Here is a 23,157-nt window from a genome sequence, read left to right as displayed (position 1 = left end):
AGCACCTTCTTTTATATTATATTTATACGTCTTGACATCTGTCTTATCAAGTCATATCCATCCCAAATTAAGGTGAAATCCATTGATTTACCCATTGGAACAATTCTATCTATACCAACAGGTCTTGCTTCTTCAAGAAATTTTCTAAAATCCTCTTCTTTCACGCCAAAATAGGTAAGAGTCTGACAACGAACATCACAAACATTAACTATTTCATTTAGAGAATCAATTTCTTTCTCAAAATAAAAACCGCTGTTGTATTTGTAGTTCATTAAATCTTTATCTATAGAATCTACATTAATTCTTGTGATAAACATATCGTCGCTTTTTTCAACTTTAACATCTTTATTAGCTGCTACAGAATACATTGCTGTTAATTTTCCAACAGACTGTACAGGTGCTAATGTGTATTTGCTATTAACCAATTTATGAACGCGATTCCAGAATTCATTTTTTGCTTCTTTCTTCTTATCACCAATCCAGAATATAATCCTAGGAGATGTACAAGCATTCTGATCAGAAAAATAAGTATCATTATAGAAATTCTGAATAATATCATCTTTATTATCAGCTGCTAAGAATTCATCCGCATTTACAACAGCAATTGAATGTCTGTCTGCAAAAGTAATTTCGGTTGTTCTTGCAGGAATCTTTGACTGTCTTAGTTCTGCAACAGTCATATCACCACCCCAAATTACTCTTACATTACAAAGTGCAGAGAATGTATCTGTAATTTCTTTTACTGGAGGAAATTTCACGAAAACAATGTACGGAACCATATTTTTGTGTTTATCGGCAAGAAGCTCATTAATAGCGTTGCAAATAATTGTAACCTGATCGAACGGCTTCCCTGGTAAACGAACAATATTTGCGTTTCCTGCAAGTAAGCCGGCTGCAAAACTAAAGGCAAAATTAACAGGCACATTTGATGGTGTACTATGAAAAACTATTCCTTTTCCAAATCTTTCCAATACATCATCATATTTTTCTTTTTCTTTCAAAAGAGCAGCTTTTCTACACCAGAATCCAAAAGTTGCAACATCAGAATAATCTCTATTCACCCTAAGAATAGCTGATAAGTCGTTCAAAAAAGCAATAACTTCATCATCAAATGGACGAAGAACTTTTGCATTATTCATCTGTTCAACCACTTCTGGAGAACCAACTACATACTGTAATTCATTAAAATTTAGTTGCATAGGTATCACTACATCCCCTTATTTCTGCATTTTTTAATCTTCCATGAATCTTAAAGTATTTTCCTTTGCGACCACATGGACAATCATCAATTCCTTCAATTACCCCTTCATCCTCTGTAAGTAAGCTGTGTCCTGGATACGATTCTGGGATTGTTGAAACAACTTGAATCACTCCTGTTTCTCCAATATCTGCTTCAGAATAATCAATAGGCCTTCTAATAATAACATCAGAAAAATTAGATGCATGTAAATGGCCACATTCACACTCCATATAAATACAGCCGGTTTGTTCAACCATACCATAATAATCATGAATATCATGAAGCCCACATACATCATTGAGCCTTTTATGAAATTCATCATGACTTACAGCCTCGGAAATTAATTTTTTCCAGCCACCACCATGAATTAAAACCCCATTAGAAAGATCAAATGTTATACCTTCGTCTTTTAGTCGTAATAATTCTTTGTAGAAATGCTGCCATATCATAAAGGTAAAACCAAACAAAAGAATTTTTTGTCCTTTATATGTTTCCAGAAATTCCTTTAATGCTTCTACATCAAGCTTCATTTCATCATTAAGAGCATAAATCTTCTTTGCTCCAAAAATTGAAAAACCTAAGATTCCAGCTCCTCTTGCAGAAAACATTGCTCTGTCTTTAATAACACTAGGGCAATCAATAATAATCATTGGCATACGCACAGACCCAGTGAACTCAGAAACAATTTTAACCATAGTTTTTTGTTGATTTGCTGATGTTGTACGGTCAAGATAAATCTTACTTACAGCCTGTCCGGTAGTTCCAGATGAAGTCATTGTTTTTACAATTTCATCTTGGTTTACAGATTTTAATTCCATATCTTTAAATAATCGTACAGGGAGAAATGGTAAATCTTTATATGATTTCACATTTTTTTCATCATAATTAATTGCTGATAACATCTTCTTGTATTCAGGACATTTTTCCTGATGCAATCTGGTCAATTCGGTGAGTCTTTCTGTCAGCAATTTAGCTTTTTCCTCTTCTTTTAATGAATAAGGAGGAATATTTAGAATTTCATCAAATGTCATTTATTGCCCCTATTTTTTCCTTTATTATGTTTGCTATTTCTATATAATGTTCCTTCATAAAAAAATGAGTACCTTCAAATTCATAATACTCACATTTTTCTATGAAATATTTATACCAATATTTCATTTTATTAAAAGGTGTATCATTTTCTGAATAAAATATAACAGCCGGTATAGTGGTTTTAAGTTCTAATTTTTCAAAACTATATTTATGAATTATAGAATAATCTGTACGATACAATGGTAAGTACATTCGCCAAAAACTCTTATTATTTATTAATTCTTCCGGCACACCACCAAAACCTATTGTTCTTTCTTTTACAAAATTATCTAATTCTGATTCAGAAAAATTCTTTATTACATTTTTAGTAAATGGTTCATGTGCAGCAAGAAAAATATAATTAGGGAGCTTTATAGTTTTCTTTTCAATTATTCTCCTTAGAACTTCTACAACACTTATAGTGCCCATGCTGTATCCAAATAATGCGTACATACCCCCTTTATAATTCTTTTCAATTTCTTCATACATATCATCAGCAAGTTCATTAAAGTTTTTATAAAAAGGCTCCTTAAACCTTTTGCCGTGTCCCGAATATTCAAGTGAAATAACTTCCACATTTTCTAAATATTTTTTTATATTATCAAAGAAAGATGCTGTCCCACCTGCATAAGTAAAACAAAATAATTGTGTTTTATTCTGCATAGTATTTTTTTAATTCATTATAAAGAATCTTACCAGAATCATTTTTTGGAATATTATCAATTACAAAAACCTTAAAAGCAACAGGATTAAGTTTTGTCTTATTTACAATAAAATCTTTCACAGGTTCTGCTAAATTGTTATCTGTAACAAAAATATACATATGGTCATCAACTCCAGTGCTTGCTACCTCAGCATTGAAATATTCCTTAATGAGTCTATCAACTTCATCAAGATTTACACGATTTCCATATATTTTTAAGAATCTTTTTTTACGCCCAACAATATAGTAAAAGCCATCTTCATCAAATTGAGCCATATCACCGGTTTCAAGAATGCCGTTTCGTTCATCACCTTTAGAAAGATCCTCTAAACATTCCGCATAGCCAAGTGTTACATTCTTTCCTTCATAAACAAGCTCTCCAGTTGTATGAGGTTCTGTAATTTCACTACCATCAGCGGCAATTAACTTAAATTTTCCACCCGGTATTACAATTCCCATCGCACCTTTTTTTTCTACTGCTTTTTCCGGTGGTAAATATCCCATTCGTGCAGTTGCCTCACACTGTCCATACATTACTACAAATTTCTTCCCATTATCCTTTGCATAATTTGCAAATTTCTCGTGAAGCTCAGGAAGAATTTTTCCTCCAGCTTGTGTAATGCTACGCAAACTCGGAAGATTCATTCTATAAAAACGAAGTCTGTCCAACATTTCATAAGTATAAGGCACACCACCAAATGAGGTTGCTTCAGAACTCTTAAAGAATTCCCAGAATTCTTTTTGCATAATACCTTTATCAGTTACAAGAATTGTTGCTCCTACCAATAAATGACTATTAATAATAGATAAACCATAAGTGTAATTCATTGGCAGAGTTGTAATGGGACGCTCAGTATCATTAAGTTCAAGATATTTTACAATGGATTGTGCATTATCAAGGATATTAGAATAAGATTGACGAACTAACTTTGGAGAACCAGTTGAACCTGAAGTTGTAAGCAATAATGCTAGTTCGTCATAAAGCTTATAGTTTTTTTCATATCCAGTGTCAATTAGAATATAATCATAAGCTTCATAAATGACTGTCATTGTAGAAAATTGCGCTTTCTGGTCTTTTGGAACCCACAAATATGAAGGTTTGTAAGTTTCAAGAAGACTATTAAGCAAGCCCTCCTCTAAATGACTGTTCAATAAAATTGGTACAATTCCATTTTGAATAAAAGAAACGTAACCAAGTATGGAACCTATCTCATTTCTGCAAAGAGAAAATACCAGGCATCGAGAACTAACATTTTCTGCCAGTTTCTTGGATTGAAAGTCTAACTCATTATAGGTTATAGTCTTTCCAAATTCATCTTTGATGGCTATTTTATCTTTATACTGTTCTAGGTTCCAAACTTTATTCATTAGAATTCTACTCCGTAATCAGGTTTAGACAAAATTTCTTTTCCTTTTGCATAAGAACTTAAATCAATAATATCAGTTGTATCTAACATAATATCAAATGCATCTTCAAGAGCTGCTACAAGTCCCATATGTCCTACAGAATCCCAAGCTGGAATATCTTGATACTTAAGATTAGCAAGTTCGCTTTCATTAATCTTAAAAGTTTCAACAAATACATTATTGTATTTTTCCAAATTACTCATAACTGTTTTCTCCTTATTTTCTTTGACGATAAAGAATTGAACTTAGTCTTTTATCAACCACTTCAAAATCTTCTCGCCAGTTTTCAATTTTAATTATTTCACGCCCCTGTTCATCAACAGTAGGAGGATAATGTTTTCCACCAAACTGTTGATTAAATCTGATTGCCCTGTCATTATCTGCAAAAATAAAACCATCTATGCATTCAAGTCCAAGAACACTAAAGGCAAAACGGAATGAAAGAATCTGAGCTTCAATAGCCTGAAATGGATTCTTGCTTTTAATAGCAAGTCTTCCACTTTCTGCATGTTTTCCATTCACATTATAGATACTTATTGTACCAAGACGATTTCCTTCTTTATCCCAAACAACAAAAAAGTAATCGCCTTCTTTTTCCCTTTGATGCCTTATCCAGTTTTTCTGTTGCTCCAAGGTATTGTCAATTGCGGGCAGAAATTTTACAAATTCAGGATCTTTTCTGATTTCTCTTGTAAACTCTGCATCATCTTCTGTACAAGAGCGCAAATCAACATATTTTCCTTCTAAAACACCATCATAAAACATAAATGATCCTACCAATTAAACATACTGATTTACTTTCTCGATGATAGTCTTAACATCATCATCTGTAAGCCACATATGTAATGGCATTGTAATTAAATGCTGGCTCACTTCACGAGCTTTAGGAGCCTGACCATCACCAAATGCAAATACACTGTATTCAGTATTATCACGGTAGTGTACACCACAGTTAATTCCATCATCAGAAAGCTTATTCAAAAGCTCTTCACGATTTGGAACAATCAATTCATAAAGGTGATAGCTGCATTCATCTGCATGAGGAGCAGGAATAATCTTGATTTTAGGATTATTTTTAAATCCCTCATTATACATATTAACAATCTGGCGGCGACGTGCATTTTCTTCATCAAGATACTTAAGCTGTGTCAAAGCAATTGCAGCCATAATTGCATTACCATTATATTTGTAGCCAATGTAATCTACATCGTATTTCCATGCATAAGTTCCCTTATTTGAACGTGCATAAGTATCTTTGTTAATACCACACCATGCAAGCATTCTAGTCATTTCTGCAGATTTCTCATCTGCCCAGCAAATCATACCACTATCACCAGTAGCAAGATTCTTAACAGCCTGGAAAGAATAAACAGTTACATCAACTCCATCCCAAGTTCCAGGACAAACACCATTTACTTTTGTTCCAGACATATGAGCTGCATCCAGAATCAATTTAAGATTATGCTTTTTACAAATTTCAATAATTTTATCTAACTGTCCAACTCTTCCGCCGTATCCAACAAAAATAACAGCTTTTGTTTTTGGAGTTATCTTTTTTTCTACATCAACTGGATCCATACAAAGATAATCATCAACATCTGCAAAAACAGGTTTCATATTTTCATATGCAATCGCAAGGTTTGTAGATACAAAAGTAATAGGAGTAGAAATAATTTCATCTCCATCAGCCCATCCATTATTCATTTTAAGGATTTTTACCGCAAGATGAAGTCCTACTGTATTAGAATTCAGGTAATAAGCATATTTATGACCTGTATACTTTTTCCATTCTTCTTCCATTTCAACGGTCTTAAAGCCCATGCCTGTCCAACCTTTTTCCAGACACTCTCTAACACCCTCAAGACATTCTTCAACATGAAATTTTGGTTTTAATACTTGAATTGCCATTTATTATTTCTCCAATTGTATACATAACGTATTTAAGCAATATAGCATTGCAAATTAAAAAAATCAATCATTCAACATATGAACATTAGATTTTTACTAATATCAATTGTTCTTTATAATCTTAAATCTTCTTGTCGTCGAAATAATAAATTGAAAACAGTTTCCAAAAACTTTTGCTACAACAAAAGTAATCAAAAACGCAGCAAAAGTACACAATGTTGCAGTTACGGCAAATCCAAAATGTGGCAAAAGGATTTCAAATAATAACATTACAAATGTCTTAAGAATAAGAAAATGTAAAATATAAACATAGAAAGAATGATTTGGATCTTTTACCACATTATACTTGCCAATATATTTTTCAGTAATGCTCTGATTATTTGTAATGAAATACATAATTATACTCCAATAAAACACATACCATTTTCTATCTACAAGAAAATGACTTGTAATCCCAAATACTTTGCACAGAAGATTTTGTCCGCCTCCTAGCATAAACACACATATTAAACATACAAACAGACTAAAGTACAAGTTGTGAACTTTTTTACTACCTATACATCCGTACCCCCCCCCCCAATCAAAACACATGAACAAACCAAAATATCAAAACTATAAAAAAGACCTATGCAAAATAAAACAAACGCCAACGGGAAAATAATTAGAGTATGTCTTTTGATTGAAACTTTATCCATCAAATAATTTAATATATATATTAAAATTCCCCCGGCAAAAATTCCGCGCATTGTCCATAAAGGATTATCCATATACGAATCAAATAAAAAGACCATTTTCAAAAGGTTACCTAAATTAACTGTCATCGGAAGTCCAATCCATTCATTGGCAACTAATGAATTCCTTTGCTCAAATCCAACAGTAAATCTCAACAATACAATAAAAAGCGCAAGAAGTGCCAAAGGTTCTACAAACCTTAAATAACGTTTAAATATAGCAATTAGTAATTCTTTAATATTTATAAATTTCTTTGATACAAGCAGATAACCTGACAGCATGCAAAAAACAATTACCCACATATCTCCGTTATAAATAAAGCTTGTTGTTTTTAGAAAAGCATTTGCAAAAGTGGACAACCTTTCTTGCCCATTTGCAACTTGTCCTATAAAAAGAGAATAGCAATGTCCCAGCAGCACACCATAACAGGCAAAGAGTTTTAAATTATCAATCCAATTATATCTTGTTTTAACGTTTTCTTGCATAAGCCTTAACCTCAACAAAATGCATCTTTATTCTTTTTATAACAGCTTTTACCCCTGTATTCTTAAGGTAAAATAAAAACAAATAAGTCCAGTCAAATGGACGTGAGAAATAATAGAAAAATTTATTAAATGAAAAGGATTTACAAGAAATATATTTATTTCTTGAATCTAAAATTTCAGGTATTCCTTGTATTATCTTCTCAATACAAGCTTTTTCGGAATGATTTTCCTTTATATACTGTATAGCATTGTTTATACAACTATGTCTTAACTGTGTATCCTTTATTGCTTTACTTAAAGCGTCATACCAGCTTTCAGGATTATCATCTGCTAATAACCCGTTTATTCCATCTTCTATTACATAAGTATATGGTTCGGTTTTAGAATAAATTCCCAAAACACCCTGCGTGGTATATTCTAGAAATTTATTAAAGTACTTGCATTTTGTAAATTCAGTATTAAAAAGAGGCGCAACACCAATATCAAAATGCTGCTCTTTCATATATTTTCTGTATTCCAGCAGCGGCATTCCAGGTAAGTATTCACATTTTACCCCTTCAACCTCAGGATGTACACTTATAAAAGTAAAAGAAATTTTCTCACCAAATTCCTGAACCAGTTTTGGAATAATTGGACTTATAAGTTTATTGAATAAATCTTTGTGGCTTGATGCTGCCGCATAAACAATTTTTACAACATCAGATTCATTAAATGCAATATTGCCCAATTCATTTTCCTGTACAATTGTATCTGTTATAGCAGTACGTTTACTAAAGGTATAAGGACAATATTTTTCCAGAATATATTTACTTGATGACCAGATAACATTTGAATTCGCGAGCGCATTTAAGAGTCCTTTTTTTCTCCATGGTATTGTTGGTAAACTTTTTGGAAGATTAAGAAGGTCATCATCGCAAAAAGTTACAACTGTATGACCTGCATCCCTTGCGTTTTTCGCGATTTTCCAACTGTAAATATTGTCCGGCCTTATAAAAATAATAACATCATGAGAATCTATTTCATCTTTTGAGACATCAGAAAGATATATAAAATCTGATTCAATAGAAGGATAGAGTTTCAGCCGTGAGAATACCTCTCTTGTAATACTAACAGTTGGCATATCTCGTTCATAGATAAACAATAATTTACTCATTAACTTTTCCTGTTCCTTTAAACTTATAACTGTTCTTTTTTTGCAATTTTTTTGTCTTTATGATAATCCAATACTTTTTCTACAGTACCCTTTATTCCTGCTGTGCGCAAATATTCAAATATCAAATAGAAAAACTCCAGAGTTCTAAAGAAGAAAAACTTGATTTTAAGAAAAGTAATAGAAAACGCTTTTTTATCTGTGTTATGTTTTGTTAATTCCGGAATATCATTATAAAGCTTTTTAAAAATCGCTTTTGGGTTCATATTTTGCAAAATATGTTTATATGCATTCTTGTATGCATTGATTCTTAGCTCATCATTTTCTATTACAGTTTTTAAAACCTTAAACCAGCTTTCAGTTGTATTCTCTGCGAAAAAACCATTTTTCCCCTCTTCTATTACCAGGGTATATGGCGGTACTTTGCTATAAATAGCAGAAGCTCCTGCAATCGTATATTCAATGAACTTATTAAAATATTTGTATTGAGTAAAATCATTATGTTCTAGAGGGGCCAAGCCTATATCATATTTTCCTTCCTGAATTTTTTTTCTGTATTCCAACAGTGGCATTGCACCAATATATTCTACTTCAACATTACCTTCTGTCATTGGCACATCTGGATGTACTCCAAAAAACGTAAAAGAAAATTGCTTTTTACATTCTTTTGCCAATCGAGGAATAACGGGAGAAATATAATCATTAAAAACTTTTTCATGATTAGCACCTGCCGCAAAAACAATTTTAACTTTTTGATTGCTTTTATTTTCTTCCAAAGGCATTAAGGCTTGTTTTGGTACTACTGTATCTATATTTGCAAATCTCCCAGAAGGAATCATTTTTGCATATTTTTGTGCAAGCATAAAATTTGATGATAGAATAACATCTGTATTTTCAAATCCACTTTTTACAGCTTTCTTTCTCCATTTAAGAAACTGAACCCTATTTACAGCAGAGCGCGGAAGCCCTAATAAATCATCATCAAAAAACTGAATTATAAAATATCCTTTTTTATGCGCTTTTTTAAGAACCCATTGAGAAATAAGATCAAGATTTCGAACAAAGACGAGAACATCCGCCCATTCTAATATACTTTTGTTTATAGTCCATACAGTCTCAAATCTAGCATTAAAACTAAGTTTTTTTGCCTCTTCAGAAGTAAAAATATTGTGCATATCTTCAATGGTTACCATTTTTCTCGGATATATAAAAAGTATATTAGCCATAATTCCTCTATTTTAATTCTCTAATTCTTCCTAAATAAAATATTAATTATTTTTTTTGTTTTCTTCGGATTGAAATTTTCTCAAAAATAAATGTTTTTATGTCATAAAAATTACGATTCTTGGTTAAGACTGACATTAAAATATACGAAATAATTCCTATCAATATTTGTATGAACATAGTAATATACGGATGCAATGGTATCATTCCAAATAAAAATACAATAATTGTCATACCTGTACACAAGAAGATTGCTGGCAACATATCTTTAATCCATTCTTTATAATTGTATTCTACATAGCGTCTTGTAAAGAATTGTGTAATCAAAACATTAATAATTGCAACAAGTGCAGAGTAAGCTGCAATTACATAAATATTTGTTTTAAATACAAAGGCACAAAATGTCACTCCAACTATCAAGAACACAGAACGGATTACTTCAATCAATAATGCTTTTTGAGATTTTCCGATTGCATATAAAAGCTGTAAATTAATTGATCTTAATGGATTCACTCCATAATAAATACAGTAACAAATAAAAATTGGCACACAGGCAGACCATTTTTCTGTAAATAGAAAAGGAACTAATTTTGTTGCAACCCCCCCTAATCCAACCATCATTGGAAAAATTATAAAACTTGTCATCTCAACAAGTCTTTTACAAATAGACTTTAACTTTTCTGTATCATTTTGATATTGGGCAAGAGTTGGAAGCAAGACACTACTTATTGCCCCAAAAGTATACAGACAAATCATTTCAGGCAATTGTATTCCTTTACCATATAACCCCAATTCAGCAAGTGAATATTTTTTACCCATAAGAGTACTGGTGTAATTATTCCCAACAAAATCAACCAATGTTGCAATTAAAACCCAGATGCTGAATTTTAACAATGAATGCATTCGAGAAAAATCAAATTTAATAGATGGGAACCATCTTATTCTTATAAAAATAATAAAATTAGATATTCCATCTCTGAGCAAAGTATAAGTAATGAGAGCCCAGACACCAAAACCTAAATATGCAAAAACAATTCCTGTTATTCCACTTACAGCATTAGCAATTATATTTGCAATACATAACTCTCGAAAACGAAATTCTCTTGTTATAATTACAGTCTGAATATTTCCAAATGCTACAAGAAAAAGAGAAAGCATTTGAATCCTTATAACAGGAATTAAAAGCGGTTCATTATAAAACTTTGAAATTATGCTGGCTCCAAAAAAAAACAGCAAATAACATAAAGTTGCAATTCCAAATCCTATAATAAATCCATTATTATAATCTGTTTCATCAACCGTTTCTTTTCTAATTAATGCAGTACTTAATCCACTTTGAACAAGTATCGTTGATAAACTTATAAAAACTGCTGTTAAAGTAACAATTCCATAATCTTCAGGTAATAATAGCCTTGCTAATATTATAGAAACTACAAGCGCAACCCCTTTTGTTGAGAAAGCTTCTATTATTTTCCACATTGCACTTGAGGCAAAAGTTTTCTTATCCATAAACAAAAAGCCTGTATAATTATTTGATTAAAAAATCTTCATTTTATTAAGAAATTCTAGGACAGACATAGAAGTTCCCTTAAATGGCAGATTCTGGTATATAGCAATAAAATAAGACCACAAAGGAATAATAAGTACAAATCTGTTAAATCTGACTTTTGGTTTTGTAAGCCATGATTGCTTTTTGCTTAGCAACTGTATTTTTTTCTCCTGTAGAACATATGCCGCCATAGTGTAAGAAACAATATTAACCCCGTGCATTACGATAAGCAATCTGGCATAGGTATCATTAAGTCTTAAGAAGGGGATAAAAAGAATTGTTATAATATTTAAATTATAAATAAAACTTACAACTCTTGTTTTTTCATAATCTGCACTATTTCTGCTTATTATATTTTTAGATTTAAATGTTAGAAAGATATTGCCAAATAATATTAATAACTCAGCTGCAAATCCTTTCCAATTTGGAAAACCATCCTTATCTTTTCCTCCAGTTAGCCAACCAATAATTTTCTCACGTTTCGTAAACTTACTAACTACATTAATAAGAACGTCAGAATACAAGACAATTATTGTCCCAATAATTGCAATAATCAAAAACTCAAAAATTCGTTTACTTGATTTTCCTTGATTTACAAATAATAAAACAAGGAATAATATGGATGAATAATGAACCAATGTTGCTAATAGTATAACAAACAAGAATTTGTACTTGTTTTTATTTGGATTTTTAATCAATAATGAAATAGCATACATTATAATAGAACAAGCTAATGCCGCACGAATACCAGAGACTTGCCAGGGGAATGGTGCTAATAGATACATTGCTAATGCAAATGTCTTATATTTTTCAACACTTCTATATGTGAGATGTATGAACATTATATATAATGCAGCCAATAACATTCGGAAACCGACATAAGAAAAGTTTAATCGTCTTGATAATGTCATTAAAAATGTAAATAAAGGCTCAAAAGCTCCTTCTATATCTTCATTGTAAATCCATTGATATGTATTTCTATCAGGAGCACCTGTATTAAATGAAAATACAATCCATATGTATAATACAATCAATGTATATAACAATCTGGACTTTGGGAAGAAACATGCCATTAAAAAAAGTAATACAAGAAGACCTATTGCCATTATCTTATTCCTACAAGCTGTTCTAAACCTTTATAAAAATCATAATTAGTCAATATCTCATAATCATAAATCTTGACATCTGTGCTTAAAAATTCAGGTATTGTATTTATATCATCTTCACCAAGCAAAAAGAAAATACTTTCATCATAAAGAGGAAAAGTCTTTATTCCTTTATTATTTGTTATGCATTTTATACCATCAAAAGCAGCTTCCATTTCTCTTTGTGTAACAGAAGTTTGTCCTTCTGGTACAATATTTAGGATAGCTTTTGAATCTATCAATAAATCAAGATATTCATCATAGGTTAAAAGCTTTTTGTAATATCTTTTCTTAAATCGTAAAAACTGCCGGTCTGCACAAATATGAAAATAGGTTCTCAAACCCATTTCATTTAATTGTTTTTCAAAGTTTAAGATATATTCTGCTCTTCCTTTATCTCTTCCTAAATAGAGAACATCATATTTTGGTTTATGTTTTGGCGTACGTTTATATTCCAAAAAGAAATATTGCTTAAACTTATTCATTGAATACTGCTTACAATCATCATCATCATAAGACCATTTTTCAACATATTTAGGAACAGAGTCTGGTCTGATAGTTTTATCAGCTCTGTTTTCATAAAGTAATAAGAACTTACAATCGCTTCTTTTGCTATGTAACCATTCAATATACTCTGGTGTGATTAATGGATCAAATAATATAATCCATTTTATAGAGTTGTCTTTATATAGTTTTCTGTACCATATCTTCTTAAATGGTAAATTACATCTGAACCAGATTTCTCTAAAAATGCGAAAAAAAAGACTGTTCCCAGTATAAGGTGTTTGTATGTAATAACCATAATGCGAAATAGCATCATAAACATAATCTTTTTTAAGTTTTGCCCTTATAATACATATCTCTTTATTATTCAAATCTTAAACCTCACAATTTTTATAAATTGAAATCATGTGTTTATTTACATTATCCAAACTGAACTGCTGTATCTTTTTCATATTATAATTTTTCTGTACATTTCTGTCTGCATTTAATTCATTTTTAATACTTTCCACAACAGAATTAATATTGTGTGGGTCAAAGAAGAAGCCCCCCTCGCAATCAATTAAATCTGTATTCCCTCTTATTTTTCCGCAAACTACAGGTAACCCGCTTGCCATTGCTTCCATAAGAGCAACAGAAAGACCTTCTCTAAAAGAAGGGAATATAAAAACATCTGCCGCATCATAAAAATCAGCGACATCCTGCCGGAATCCAGCGAATATAACCTTATCTTGTAAACCAAGATCATTTACCAGACTCTGTAAATATTCCTTTTTATCACCTTTACCAACAATTATATAATATGGCTTTTCTTCTATTTTTGAGAGCCCCCTGATAACGACTTCATGATTCTTATTGTCGTTAAGTTCTCCAACAGATAAATACAGTATATCCGTTTCATTTAAGCCAAATTCTTTTCGGATTTTATTTCCATTGCGAGATTTATTAAATTTTTCTGTATCAACACCGATTCCTGGTACATATACAGTCTGTTTTGCCTTAAACTTTTTTGTTGCTCTTTCGTAATCTTCTTTATTGATAGTAATAAGAACATCAGTAAATTTACTAAGGATTTTTTCTATCGGATAAAAAACAATCCAGTTCTTTAATGGAGCTCCTTTATAAAAATGGAATCCATGAGCTGTATAAATAACTTTACAACCATTTTTTCGTTCAGATTTTGCAGCAATTCTTGTAATTGCACCACCAATCGGACTATGACAATGAATAAGATTGTAATGTTCTGTACTAATTAGCTTCTTTACCAGTATATAAGCCTTTAAAACAACTTTAGGATTTATAGACCGAGGAACAGGAATATCTATAGGATTAGCTCCTAGTTCTTTCAAACGTTTAATAAGATCTTCAGAACGTTCTTTAGAAATATTTCCTGGATTCGTATAATCTGCAACAACATCAACAGAATATCCAAGAGAAAGTAGTATTTTTATATTTGGAATATTAAACTGGTCTATCATTGAAGCAACAGAGGCCAGCATCAATGCTTTTTTCATTTACCTTCCGTCCTTCTTATAGATTCTTCCAATCCAACTAACTGGTAGTCAAAATCATATTTACTCATTTCTAAATCATAAGTAAGATTACCAAAAGCTTTATTAGTTAATCCGCTTATTTTTCCCGGTATAAAAGAGGCTAGTTTTACAGCCCAATTTAGGGCCTTTGTAACTAAAATCTTGTGCCCACATGTTTTACTAATACAACGAACTATCTCACTTGTAGTACCATATTCAGCATTTTGAGGCCAGAAAATACCACCTTTTCCAAGAATCATAACCTGTGCTAAAAACTCGCAAAGATTTTCAATATAAAGCATTGATCTTTCATTATGCACATCTGGGAATACTGGCAGTTTTTTTGCCAATTTTGCCATAATTGGATAATTTCCCTTACTATTCTTGCCATAAATCATAGGTGGACGAAGAACTGCTACTGTAAAACTGCCATCTGCAATTTCTCTAATACCTTTATCAGCCTGCCATTTGCTATCACCATAGAAATTTGCTGGCTGCGGCTCTGTTTCTGTAGTAATCAGTTTTGCTTTTCCATAAGGAGCAGATTCTCCATAGACAATTGCCGATGACATAAACACAAACTGCTTCACTCCATCAGATTTTGCTTTTTGGGCAGTTTCAATAGCAAGATTTGTATTTATAGCATAATATTTTGCTTTTATTTCTTCAGTCACATTTCCAACATCAGCATGTGCAAGACCTGCAACATGGAAAACAATATCATAAACAGAGAAATCCTTTTGTCGCCAATTACCATCAATCATATCTATTGTATCGATTGAAAAAAACGTATTATAATTTTTGTTTACGTATTGTTCAAAACTAGTTCCAATGTATGAATTAGCACCGGTAATAAGAATCTTTTTCATAAAAAATCTTCCGCACAAATATTTTTTTATATTCTATATTATAAACTAGAAACTCTCAAGTTATACAAAATAATGAAAATATAAAACGACAACCTTAAAATTGCAATTTTATATAATTGAAAGTTGAACTTGTAAAAAAATAATTAATATTTCAAAAAAAGTAGAGAAAAACACGACTTATTCTAAACTTTTTACTAAAGTTCAAAAAATGTTAATTATATTTTTAAATCAAAAATTACAAATCATTGATTGCAAGATCAAGCCATATATATCGTTCTGATAACCAATTTTTTATATAATCAACTTCACTCAAGTATGTGATACGATTCTCACACCCTGTAGGATTTGGTCATACATAAGTTCCAAGAATTGGCCATTTTATAAAGTTATAATCAGCAGAAACCTTAATATCATCTGCTAGGATCTGAATTACACCCTCATTAGCAAATGTCTGTTGTAAAATATTTCTCTTTTCATTCCATCGATTTTTAACTTTTGTTACAAAATGAGGATCTTCAAACATTCGAGAAATCCAATTACAAGAAGATTCAATCTGAGCGATTATTAAATACCACCCTGTAGCATACTCACAACTTGTCGTTCGTGGATCATTCGTGAAATTTATATTTCCGAAACCTACATCAAAATCCTAATTTGGTCCAAAATGCATTTTTCCATAAAAACAAATCGTAGATTTTTTGTATGTTTTTTACGGGAATTATTTAGCAATTCTATCTGCAGTAGGCGCTGGAGCGGCGAGCGAGGTTGTTTCAACAACCTTGCGAGGCAACCGGAGGCGGCGGATTTCGCCGCCGAGGATGCTGCAGCGGCAGCGGAATTGCGGAAGTGCCGACGCCGCCGGCCGCGGATGCGGCCGCCGGGGGACTGCCCGAAAAAAAATATTGACATACATACAATTCATACATATAATAACCGTATGAGTTATCCATATAATTTAAAACCTGTGACCCTTTATGTAGGTGTGCAGTTGTATGAAGACTATCAGTTTCAGGCTCAGAAGCAGGGGCGTAAAGCTTCTGAACTTATTCGTAATGCCATGCAGGATTACGCTGACCTGCATTTTAAAACGAAGAAAAGCCTGAAAGATATTGATTTTTCAAGAACTGTTTCGCTAAGACCTGGTGCCTCAGATTTTCTTTCTGATGATTCATGGAAAGAAGATTTTATTAGCGGGAGGATTAAACTATGATTGGTCTTGATACCTGTTTTCTCGTAGATTTATACTGGCAGGATTCTCCCAGGAACAAAAATGCACATGCTTTATTCTCAAGGCTTATCGATGATGAATCTATTCAAATTGCAATATACTTTAACTGTTTTAATGAATTTCTTCATGTAATTACTGATTCTAAAAGGTTTTCTAATGCTTTTACAATCCAGGAAGCTATTGATGTTATTGATTTCTGGTGCGATCTTGACAGGGTAAAAGTTCTCTACCCCAACGACACTTCCTTTAAACGAACTCTCGCCTGGATGAATATGTACATACTTGGTCGTAATCGCATAAACGACACTCAAATGGCCTCGTGTTATCTTTCGAACAACATTACATCCATAATCACAGCGAATCCACGGGATTTTGAAGTTTTCCAAAGCTTTGAGTTGCGGGATTACAGATGAGGTGAGCGAAATTGCAGTACTTTATTATTCAGGTAGCGTCAGGCAAGGAACAGTCTTTTATAGATAACGTTCGAAAATTTGCTCCGCAGCTTGCAGATAAGCATAATTTTATATACCTCACACGAGAGCTTACTATACGTCGACAGGGAAAGCTTCTTACACAAGTGCAGCCAATGTTTCCTTCGTACATTATTTTACAGACAGTGAACGGTGTAGATTCATTTACACTTGCAGCACTCAAAAAGGTTCCGGATTTTTACCACTTTCTGAATAGCAATACGGACATTGTGCCCCTTGGAGAGCATGACCTGCAGATTATTCAGCATTTTCTGGGACTTGGACCAAGAATTGGTCCTTCACTTGTTCGTTTTGATGACAACGACCGCATAGTGGTTATTGAAGGTCCGCTCAAGGGCTTTGAAGGCAGCATCATAAAAGTAGACAAACGCAAGCAGCGCGCCAAAATCTGCGTAGACTTTGGCGGCACGGCTCACACCATGGACTTAAGCTTTGAAGATATCAGCAAGCAGTAAAGCTATTGCTTTAATCCGCTCTTCTGATACACCGGACTTTTCTGCAAAATCTTTCCAGTGGGAAACTGACGCACAAACATCAGCAACAGCATCTTTTACTTCTGCATTTTTAAGACCTGCAATTTTTGCGCAATTTTCAAAATCTGAAAATTCAATCTTTTTTCGCTTCCCATTTATTGTCATTTGATGAGAGCTGGTCCACGCTCCATCGGGATTATAAGCAAATGATACATCATAAGCTGGTGCTAAAGACCATTTACCGCTTCTATCCATCAAAAAAGAAATATTTTTTACATGATCATCACAATTGCAGGCTGCAACATTAAAGACCATGCGGCGGAACATGTCCAGTTTTTCATAATGACCAAGCCCTAGGGTATTTAATATTGTAAAGCACTGTTCGTAACTTGTACTGCCAGCTGCATTAAAATCAAAATGTCCCATAGCTGCCAGTGACTGCATATGAAGTTTTTTGCCTTCGCTTGTACGGTCAAAACGTTTTGTCATAAAATGACGGTTTTTACCATCATCAAGAAGCCGGCAAGGCATCATATTTATTCCGCAGTCTTTTGCCATAAGATAATAGGCATATTCTATCATTCCAAAATCAGAAAGATCTTCATCTTCCTTATCTTTATTACCACTTACTCCACTAAATTTTATAAGCCAATATTCAAAATCTGAATTTGTTTTTATCTGCCCGGAACGAACTTCATTTGTTTTTGGATTCCAGGCTATAACAGCTTTTGCTCTTGCCCCGCCGGCAGAAGTTCCTATGCTTATTATATGTTTAAGGGATTCTGCAAGCTGTTTTTTATCACATTCTTCTAAAACAACTTTTAGATTCTTTCTGTTTGATAATACTGTAGAAGCCAATTCTACCAGCTCGGATACTTGAATCTGACTTGACTCTTCTACAAGAGAAGATACGGCTGGTTCATATTCTAAGGCACCCATTCCGCGAGTACCTGTATAACAAAGACGCTCTACTGCATTAAAGGATTCGGGAAGCCGCCCCTGCTTTGCAAGCCATACATTAATAAGTTCATTTCCAAATTTGTCTGGCAAGGAGTCTGAAAGCAGGCCCGGTAAACCATGAAAACTTTCGTAAGGAAGAGAGGGAAAAGTGTAAACACCTCTTTTTAATGGCATTACGATTGGAGACACTTCTATTCCGCTGGAAACAAAGGACAGGTCATATTCAAAATCTGCCGTTCTTTGTGAATCATCTAAAGAAACCGCACCTATGGTTGTTCCCCATAGCTTTACAAGAGCTGTATTTATCATTCTTCATCTCCCCACTTAAAACCGTAATCTGCCTGTTTTTCTGCTACATGGCGATATCGCTGACGTTTTTCTATTTTGGGTGATTTTATGTATTCAAAAGGAGTTTTTTCTAATGATGGCAACAAAACCTCAAGAGAATCTAGATGTCCAAGGGCGCGAAGAAGCTTTATAACATTTAAGAACTGTATACTTTCGCCCATTTCTGCGCGCTCAATTGTTCTTTTGGCAACCCCACTCTGTTTTGCAAGCTCTTCCTGCGTAAAACCAGAGCGGATTCGGTTCACTTTGATTCTTTCGCCAAATTCTTTTATGAGTTGTTCATCTGTATAAACTGCCTTCATATTCATGACTTGAATATAGCACAGGAATTAGTGAAAGTCAAATTTATAATTCGCCAAATATGGCGAATTATAAGTATTTTCGGTGGTTAATTCGCCATTTTTGGCGAATTACAGCAGGGTGATTTTTAATTAGTATGTATACGCTCTTTCGCGTTTTTCTTTGAGCTGGTATTCGAGGTTGTCCTGGGAAATTACTTCGATAAACTCGCGGATGTGAGTTGGAGACATATAGAACGAAACTGATGGAGTAAACTGATCGAGCTCGTCGCAGCGGGTTGGAGAGAACTTGAATAGAAGGTATGGCTTTTTGTCAATGAACTCGCAGTTGAGATAGTAGTCGTTGCGGGAACAGCCGTTGTCGGCATTCAGAACTCCGTACCAGAGGCTGCATTTTGAGTTGAAGTATGCAGTGCGTGGATTTACCTTGTGGTGTGGCACTGTTTTTTCTTCGTACTGGGTAAGGAAGGTATTGCAGGCTTCTATGATTTTGTCTCTTTCGGCCTTTGACCAGATAATTGAAACTTCGTTTGCGGTGTCGCGGAAGGTGATTTCAATGCTGTTGCTTCTTGGAACAAGGTAGAATTTTGTGTATTCTTTTGCCTTTAATTTTTTTCCTGATTTTTTGAGTACGATTAATGACTGGAGCTGGATTGGATCAAAGTCGCCCAAGAAGGTGTCTGTAACTTCCGGTTCGGCGATTTTTTCTCTTCTGACTTCTGTATTTTCGTCATAAACTCCGTATGAGTCGCCTTCATCATCATAACTGTATTCTACGTCTGATTTTTTAGTTGATGCACAAGACATCATTAATGTGGCAGTAAGGCTGCAAATTAATAAAGATGTAAGTAAGTTTTTTTTCATTTTCTGCTTCCTAATATTTTTAATCTCCGCCATGCGTTGCGGGTTTCATATAATATAACAGTTTTATATTTTTTTAGTAACAGGAATATGAAAAAAAAAGATCCCGATGTTCGGGATTCTAATACAAGCAGAAATCAGGACTCGAACTGCCCCCCTACAGTCGCAAACATCGTGTTTGCTCCTTCCGGGGCGTCTTCGTTCGCTGTCGGTGCCATCCATGGCACCTTTTCCTGAAAATTGTTCCACGTTTTCGCAATTTTCAGGCGCTCACTCCGCTAGTCAGTCCGTATTTTCCGACTTCCAATAAAAAACCGTACATAATTTTATGCACGGCGTGTATTATAGCCGACTGTCAGACTCGGACTGACTACCTGCACGTTACGAGGGTGCTGCTCTACCAGGTGAGCTAAGTCGGCAAAATGTACGAGATTAATTAGTTGAGGCCTGTGCCGCGAGCACCGCCACGGGTGTCTACAGTGCGCTTCATGTCGTTGATGTTGTTTACAACAATGTAGTTTTCGTAAACTTCAATCTTGCGGCGTTCTACGAACTTGTTGATTTCATCGCGGGTAACTTCGGCATTGAGGCCGGCCCAGTGGGCAACATCTGAAATTGTAACGTTGAAACGGCGCTGTTTTTCAGCTTCGTTCATAACCGGATTCATTTCATCAAGCAGCATAAATACATCTGCAATGCGGGCCTGAAGATCTTTAATAACAAGAATCTTAAAGCGGCGCTTCTGGTCGTAAATACGCTTACAGAAAAGCTTAAGAAGAAGCAGGGCCATCTGAGGGTTGCCTGTAATCAAAAGCTCAAAGTTTTCTTTATTGAATTCAAGACACTTTACTTTTCCGGCAGCCATACAGGTTGCAGAACGGGCAGAATTGTCCAGAATTGCCATTTCACCAAAGAATTCACCAGGTTTAAGAACATCCAGATTCTTTTTGCTGCCGTTTACGCATTTCACAAGCTGAACTCGACCACTCTGAATCAGATAGAAACTGTCTCCCGGCTCATACTCAGCAATAATGACTTCGCCCGGCTCATAAGTCTTGGCAAAACGCTCAAATGCAGGCAAAGAGAAGAGCTTGAGGGAAGAATTTCCGCCTTCATCATCATAATCAACAACAGGATTACGATTCAGAGCCGCAAGCTTGTCTGCGCGAAGCTTTGCATCATTATATTTTTTCTGAATTTCTGGAATCTGAGGGCTGTTCGGGTAACGCTTCATAAACTTCATATAAACATCACAGGCAGAACGGAACTCTTCATCATCATAAAAGCTGTTTGCAACAGCAATCATACCGGTCTGCTGATCTTCCTGAACATTGTTCAAGATAGATTCAGTTTTCTTATGAATCTGGCGCAGCTGATTAGAGAAAACGCGGAGCATCTTCATAATCAGAGCTTTATTATTACTGAAGAGGATTTCGAATTCCTGAATTGTAAGAGCAACAGCTACAGTAGGAACAAGAGCAGTTGCAGTTTCTTCGCGACGGAAATGACCAAGTGCAGATTTTACACCAAAGAACTCACCGCTCTTAACCTGTTCAGCTACCGGCTGTCCAGATTCAATATCGGTGCTGGTTAAAAGAACCGCTCCCTGCTGCATAATAAAAATGCGCTCGTCGTGGTCTCCCTCAAAATAGATGATAGACCCTTTTGTATATTGCATCGCTTTAGGCATACTCTTATACAACCCCTTTAAATATAGTGTTCCTACTATCTCTAAATTGTATCACACATTCGAAAAAAATGCTATTATTATCTTATGATAGATTTACATGTTCACACCACTGCTTCAGACGGACAGTACACACCGGCCCAGATTATTCAGAAAGCGGCCGATAAAAATATAAAAGTCATTGCAATTACAGATCACGACACAACTGCCGGCCTTGAAGAAGCAAAGCGCGCCGGTGCAGAGCTTGGTGTAACAGTTGTTCCCGGAATTGAAATTAATATCACTTTCCCTACCGGAGAGTTTCACCTTCTGGGGCTTGGCCTAAAAGAACCTTCAAAATCTCTTAATATAATAGTAGAAAACGTTATAAAAAACCGCTTTGAGCGCAACAGTATGATTATTCAGAAGATGAATGAGGACGGAGTTGATATAACACTTGAAGAACTGGAAGCCGATTTTCCTGGCACCGTTCTTGGGCGCCCTCACTTTGCGGCTGAGCTTGTAAAGCACGGCGTTGTAAAGACCCGTCAGCAGGCCTTTGACCAGTACCTTGCGAGGGGCCGTAAATGGTATGTTCCCCGAGTCTGTACAAATCTTGATGAGGCCATTGTTGCCATTCGCGAAAGCGGCGGTGTGCCTGTTATTGCGCACCCTATGTCTCTTTATCTGTCGTGGGGCCGCCTTCCTGAGTTTTTAACTGATTGCTATGAGAAGGGCGTTGTGGGCATTGAAGCTTTTCACCCGGGCGCCAGGGTTACAGAATGCCTCCGCCTTGAAGAACTTGGCCGAAAAATTGGCTTTGTAATTACCGCCGGCAGCGACTTCCACGGAGAAAAAATCCGCAGCGACCGTCGTCTTGGCCATACTTGCGGCGGCAAGAAGATTGAAGATAAGTATTATTTTGAAGAATTGTTGAAAGTTCTTAATTAATTCCGGCGCAAATTCACATTCCAACACGCGTTCCGGGGCTCGCTGTCGCTCGGCCTCCTCGTAAACGGTAGTTTCGACAAGCTCAACCACCGTTTACTGCGGTGGCTGCCTGCGGCACCCCTCCATGCTTGGCGCGCTGCACATGATCAGTTTTTATAGCCTGCAGATTTGCAATTTGAATGATTTTGCAGGCTTAATATATAGGATTTTGTTTTATAACTAATAGATTTTCTGTAGTTCAGCCTGTAATTTTTTTATATTTTTAATTTTACAGGCTCAGAAAATAAAATTATGACTTATAATTTATATTCTTCTTGTAAATCAGCCTGCAGTTTTTATTTATTTTCAATTTTGCAGGCTGAAA

General features: G+C 34.4%; 25 protein-coding genes and 1 tRNA gene. 4 read left to right on the top strand and 22 right to left on the bottom strand.

What is annotated here, in order from left to right; all coding sequences use genetic code 11:
* Positions 1-11 precede the first annotated feature (11 nt).
* From BM161_RS13450 to BM161_RS14440, 17 genes are all read right to left on the bottom strand, one after another.
* A complete protein-coding gene (locus tag BM161_RS13450; protein WP_074933596.1) occupies positions 12-1,199 on the bottom strand; it encodes an acyl-CoA reductase in 1,188 nt (395 codons plus the stop codon).
* A complete protein-coding gene (locus BM161_RS13445; protein ID WP_074933594.1) occupies positions 1,183-2,271 on the bottom strand; it encodes a LuxE/PaaK family acyltransferase in 1,089 nt (362 codons plus the stop codon). Before BM161_RS13445 ends, BM161_RS13450 begins: the two co-directional genes overlap by 17 nt.
* Positions 2,261-2,974 (bottom strand): thioesterase II family protein, encoded by a 714-nt coding sequence (locus tag BM161_RS13440; protein ID WP_074933591.1) that lies wholly within the window; start codon positions 2,972-2,974, stop codon positions 2,261-2,263. The genes BM161_RS13445 and BM161_RS13440 overlap by 11 nt, the downstream gene beginning before the upstream one ends.
* Positions 2,964-4,382: an AMP-binding protein gene (locus tag BM161_RS13435; RefSeq protein WP_074933589.1), complete on the bottom strand. Its 1,419-nt coding sequence runs from the start codon at positions 4,380-4,382 to the stop codon at positions 2,964-2,966. Before BM161_RS13435 ends, BM161_RS13440 begins: the two co-directional genes overlap by 11 nt.
* A complete protein-coding gene (locus BM161_RS13430; protein ID WP_074933586.1) occupies positions 4,382-4,624 on the bottom strand; it encodes an acyl carrier protein in 243 nt (80 codons plus the stop codon). The genes BM161_RS13435 and BM161_RS13430 overlap by 1 nt, the downstream gene beginning before the upstream one ends.
* Positions 4,625-4,637: 13 nt before the next feature.
* On the bottom strand, positions 4,638-5,186 hold the full coding sequence (locus BM161_RS13425; RefSeq protein ID WP_074933582.1) for a GNAT family N-acetyltransferase: 549 nt from the start codon (positions 5,184-5,186) through the stop codon (positions 4,638-4,640).
* A 15-nt stretch (positions 5,187-5,201) separates the two neighbouring features.
* Positions 5,202-6,329, bottom strand: a complete 1,128-nt coding sequence (locus tag BM161_RS13420; RefSeq protein WP_074933579.1) for a DegT/DnrJ/EryC1/StrS family aminotransferase — start codon at positions 6,327-6,329, stop codon at positions 5,202-5,204.
* 102 nt (positions 6,330-6,431) lie between these two features.
* The gene (locus BM161_RS13415; protein WP_074933576.1) at positions 6,432-6,725 is read right to left on the bottom strand and encodes a hypothetical protein; all 294 of its coding nucleotides are present in this window, start codon (positions 6,723-6,725) and stop codon (positions 6,432-6,434) included.
* Positions 6,726-6,883: 158 nt separating this feature from the next.
* Positions 6,884-7,546 (bottom strand): acyltransferase family protein, encoded by a 663-nt coding sequence (locus tag BM161_RS13410; protein ID WP_074933573.1) that lies wholly within the window; start codon positions 7,544-7,546, stop codon positions 6,884-6,886.
* A complete protein-coding gene (locus BM161_RS13405) occupies positions 7,530-8,699 on the bottom strand; it encodes a glycosyltransferase (RefSeq protein ID WP_074933569.1) in 1,170 nt (389 codons plus the stop codon). Before BM161_RS13405 ends, BM161_RS13410 begins: the two co-directional genes overlap by 17 nt.
* A 23-nt stretch (positions 8,700-8,722) precedes the next feature.
* Entirely contained in the window at positions 8,723-9,922 is a 1,200-nt protein-coding gene (locus BM161_RS13400; protein ID WP_074933566.1) for a glycosyltransferase family protein, read from the bottom strand.
* A 46-nt stretch (positions 9,923-9,968) separates the two neighbouring features.
* Positions 9,969-11,429, bottom strand: coding sequence for a lipopolysaccharide biosynthesis protein (locus tag BM161_RS13395; RefSeq protein ID WP_074933563.1), 1,461 nt, complete (start codon positions 11,427-11,429; stop codon positions 9,969-9,971).
* Positions 11,430-11,456: 27 nt separating this feature from the next.
* The gene (locus BM161_RS13390; RefSeq protein ID WP_074933560.1) at positions 11,457-12,575 is read right to left on the bottom strand and encodes an EpsG family protein; all 1,119 of its coding nucleotides are present in this window, start codon (positions 12,573-12,575) and stop codon (positions 11,457-11,459) included.
* A complete protein-coding gene (locus BM161_RS13385; protein ID WP_074933557.1) occupies positions 12,575-13,489 on the bottom strand; it encodes a WaaS/CpsH family glycosyltransferase in 915 nt (304 codons plus the stop codon). The genes BM161_RS13390 and BM161_RS13385 overlap by 1 nt, the downstream gene beginning before the upstream one ends.
* 3 nt (positions 13,490-13,492) lie before the next feature.
* A complete protein-coding gene (locus BM161_RS13380; protein WP_074933554.1) occupies positions 13,493-14,629 on the bottom strand; it encodes a glycosyltransferase family 4 protein in 1,137 nt (378 codons plus the stop codon).
* Entirely contained in the window at positions 14,626-15,516 is an 891-nt protein-coding gene (locus tag BM161_RS13375) for an NAD-dependent epimerase/dehydratase family protein (RefSeq protein ID WP_074933551.1), read from the bottom strand. Before BM161_RS13375 ends, BM161_RS13380 begins: the two co-directional genes overlap by 4 nt.
* A gap of 349 nt (positions 15,517-15,865) precedes the next feature.
* Complete coding sequence (locus BM161_RS14440; protein WP_177206250.1) at positions 15,866-16,039, bottom strand: hypothetical protein; 174 nt, start codon at positions 16,037-16,039, stop codon at positions 15,866-15,868.
* 414 nt (positions 16,040-16,453) lie between these two features.
* Here BM161_RS14440 and BM161_RS13370 point away from each other — a divergent pair, with 414 nt between their 5' ends.
* Genes BM161_RS13370 through loaP form a run of 3 tightly spaced genes read left to right on the top strand, consistent with a single transcriptional unit; the run spans position 16,454 to position 17,690 of the window.
* Complete coding sequence (locus BM161_RS13370) at positions 16,454-16,726, top strand: hypothetical protein (RefSeq protein ID WP_143090581.1); 273 nt, start codon at positions 16,454-16,456, stop codon at positions 16,724-16,726.
* Entirely contained in the window at positions 16,723-17,157 is a 435-nt protein-coding gene (locus BM161_RS13365) for a type II toxin-antitoxin system VapC family toxin (protein WP_074933545.1), read from the top strand. The genes BM161_RS13370 and BM161_RS13365 overlap by 4 nt, the downstream gene beginning before the upstream one ends.
* Positions 17,158-17,168: 11 nt before the next feature.
* Positions 17,169-17,690, top strand: coding sequence for an antiterminator LoaP (loaP, locus tag BM161_RS13360; RefSeq protein WP_074933542.1), 522 nt, complete (start codon positions 17,169-17,171; stop codon positions 17,688-17,690).
* Here loaP and BM161_RS13355 read toward each other — a convergent pair.
* The 5 genes from BM161_RS13355 to BM161_RS13335 all read right to left on the bottom strand — a co-directional run bounded on the left by BM161_RS13355 (position 17,661) and on the right by BM161_RS13335 (position 21,866).
* Entirely contained in the window at positions 17,661-18,977 is a 1,317-nt protein-coding gene (locus BM161_RS13355; protein WP_074933539.1) for a type II toxin-antitoxin system HipA family toxin, read from the bottom strand. The two genes, loaP and BM161_RS13355, sit on opposite strands and share 30 nt — an antisense overlap.
* Positions 18,974-19,324: a helix-turn-helix domain-containing protein gene (locus BM161_RS13350; protein WP_074933536.1), complete on the bottom strand. Its 351-nt coding sequence runs from the start codon at positions 19,322-19,324 to the stop codon at positions 18,974-18,976. Before BM161_RS13350 ends, BM161_RS13355 begins: the two co-directional genes overlap by 4 nt.
* Before the next feature lie 123 nt (positions 19,325-19,447).
* Positions 19,448-20,179 (bottom strand): hypothetical protein, encoded by a 732-nt coding sequence (locus BM161_RS13345; RefSeq protein WP_074933533.1) that lies wholly within the window; start codon positions 20,177-20,179, stop codon positions 19,448-19,450.
* Between the two features lie 343 nt (positions 20,180-20,522).
* Positions 20,523-20,595: transfer RNA gene (locus BM161_RS13340), tRNA-Thr, on the bottom strand.
* Positions 20,596-20,612: 17 nt separating this feature from the next.
* The gene (locus BM161_RS13335) at positions 20,613-21,866 is read right to left on the bottom strand and encodes a Crp/Fnr family transcriptional regulator (protein ID WP_074933531.1); all 1,254 of its coding nucleotides are present in this window, start codon (positions 21,864-21,866) and stop codon (positions 20,613-20,615) included.
* Positions 21,867-21,950: 84 nt separating this feature from the next.
* On the opposite strand from BM161_RS13335, the gene BM161_RS13330 reads away from it, so the two are divergent.
* A complete protein-coding gene (locus tag BM161_RS13330) occupies positions 21,951-22,793 on the top strand; it encodes a PHP domain-containing protein (RefSeq protein WP_074933528.1) in 843 nt (280 codons plus the stop codon).
* The last annotated feature ends 364 nt before the right edge of the window (positions 22,794-23,157 follow it).

It is taken from the genome of Treponema bryantii, from assembly GCF_900113965.1.
Taxonomy (GTDB): domain Bacteria; phylum Spirochaetota; class Spirochaetia; order Treponematales; family Treponemataceae; genus Treponema_D; species Treponema_D bryantii_A.
This window is presented reverse-complemented; position numbering and strand designations above follow the sequence as displayed.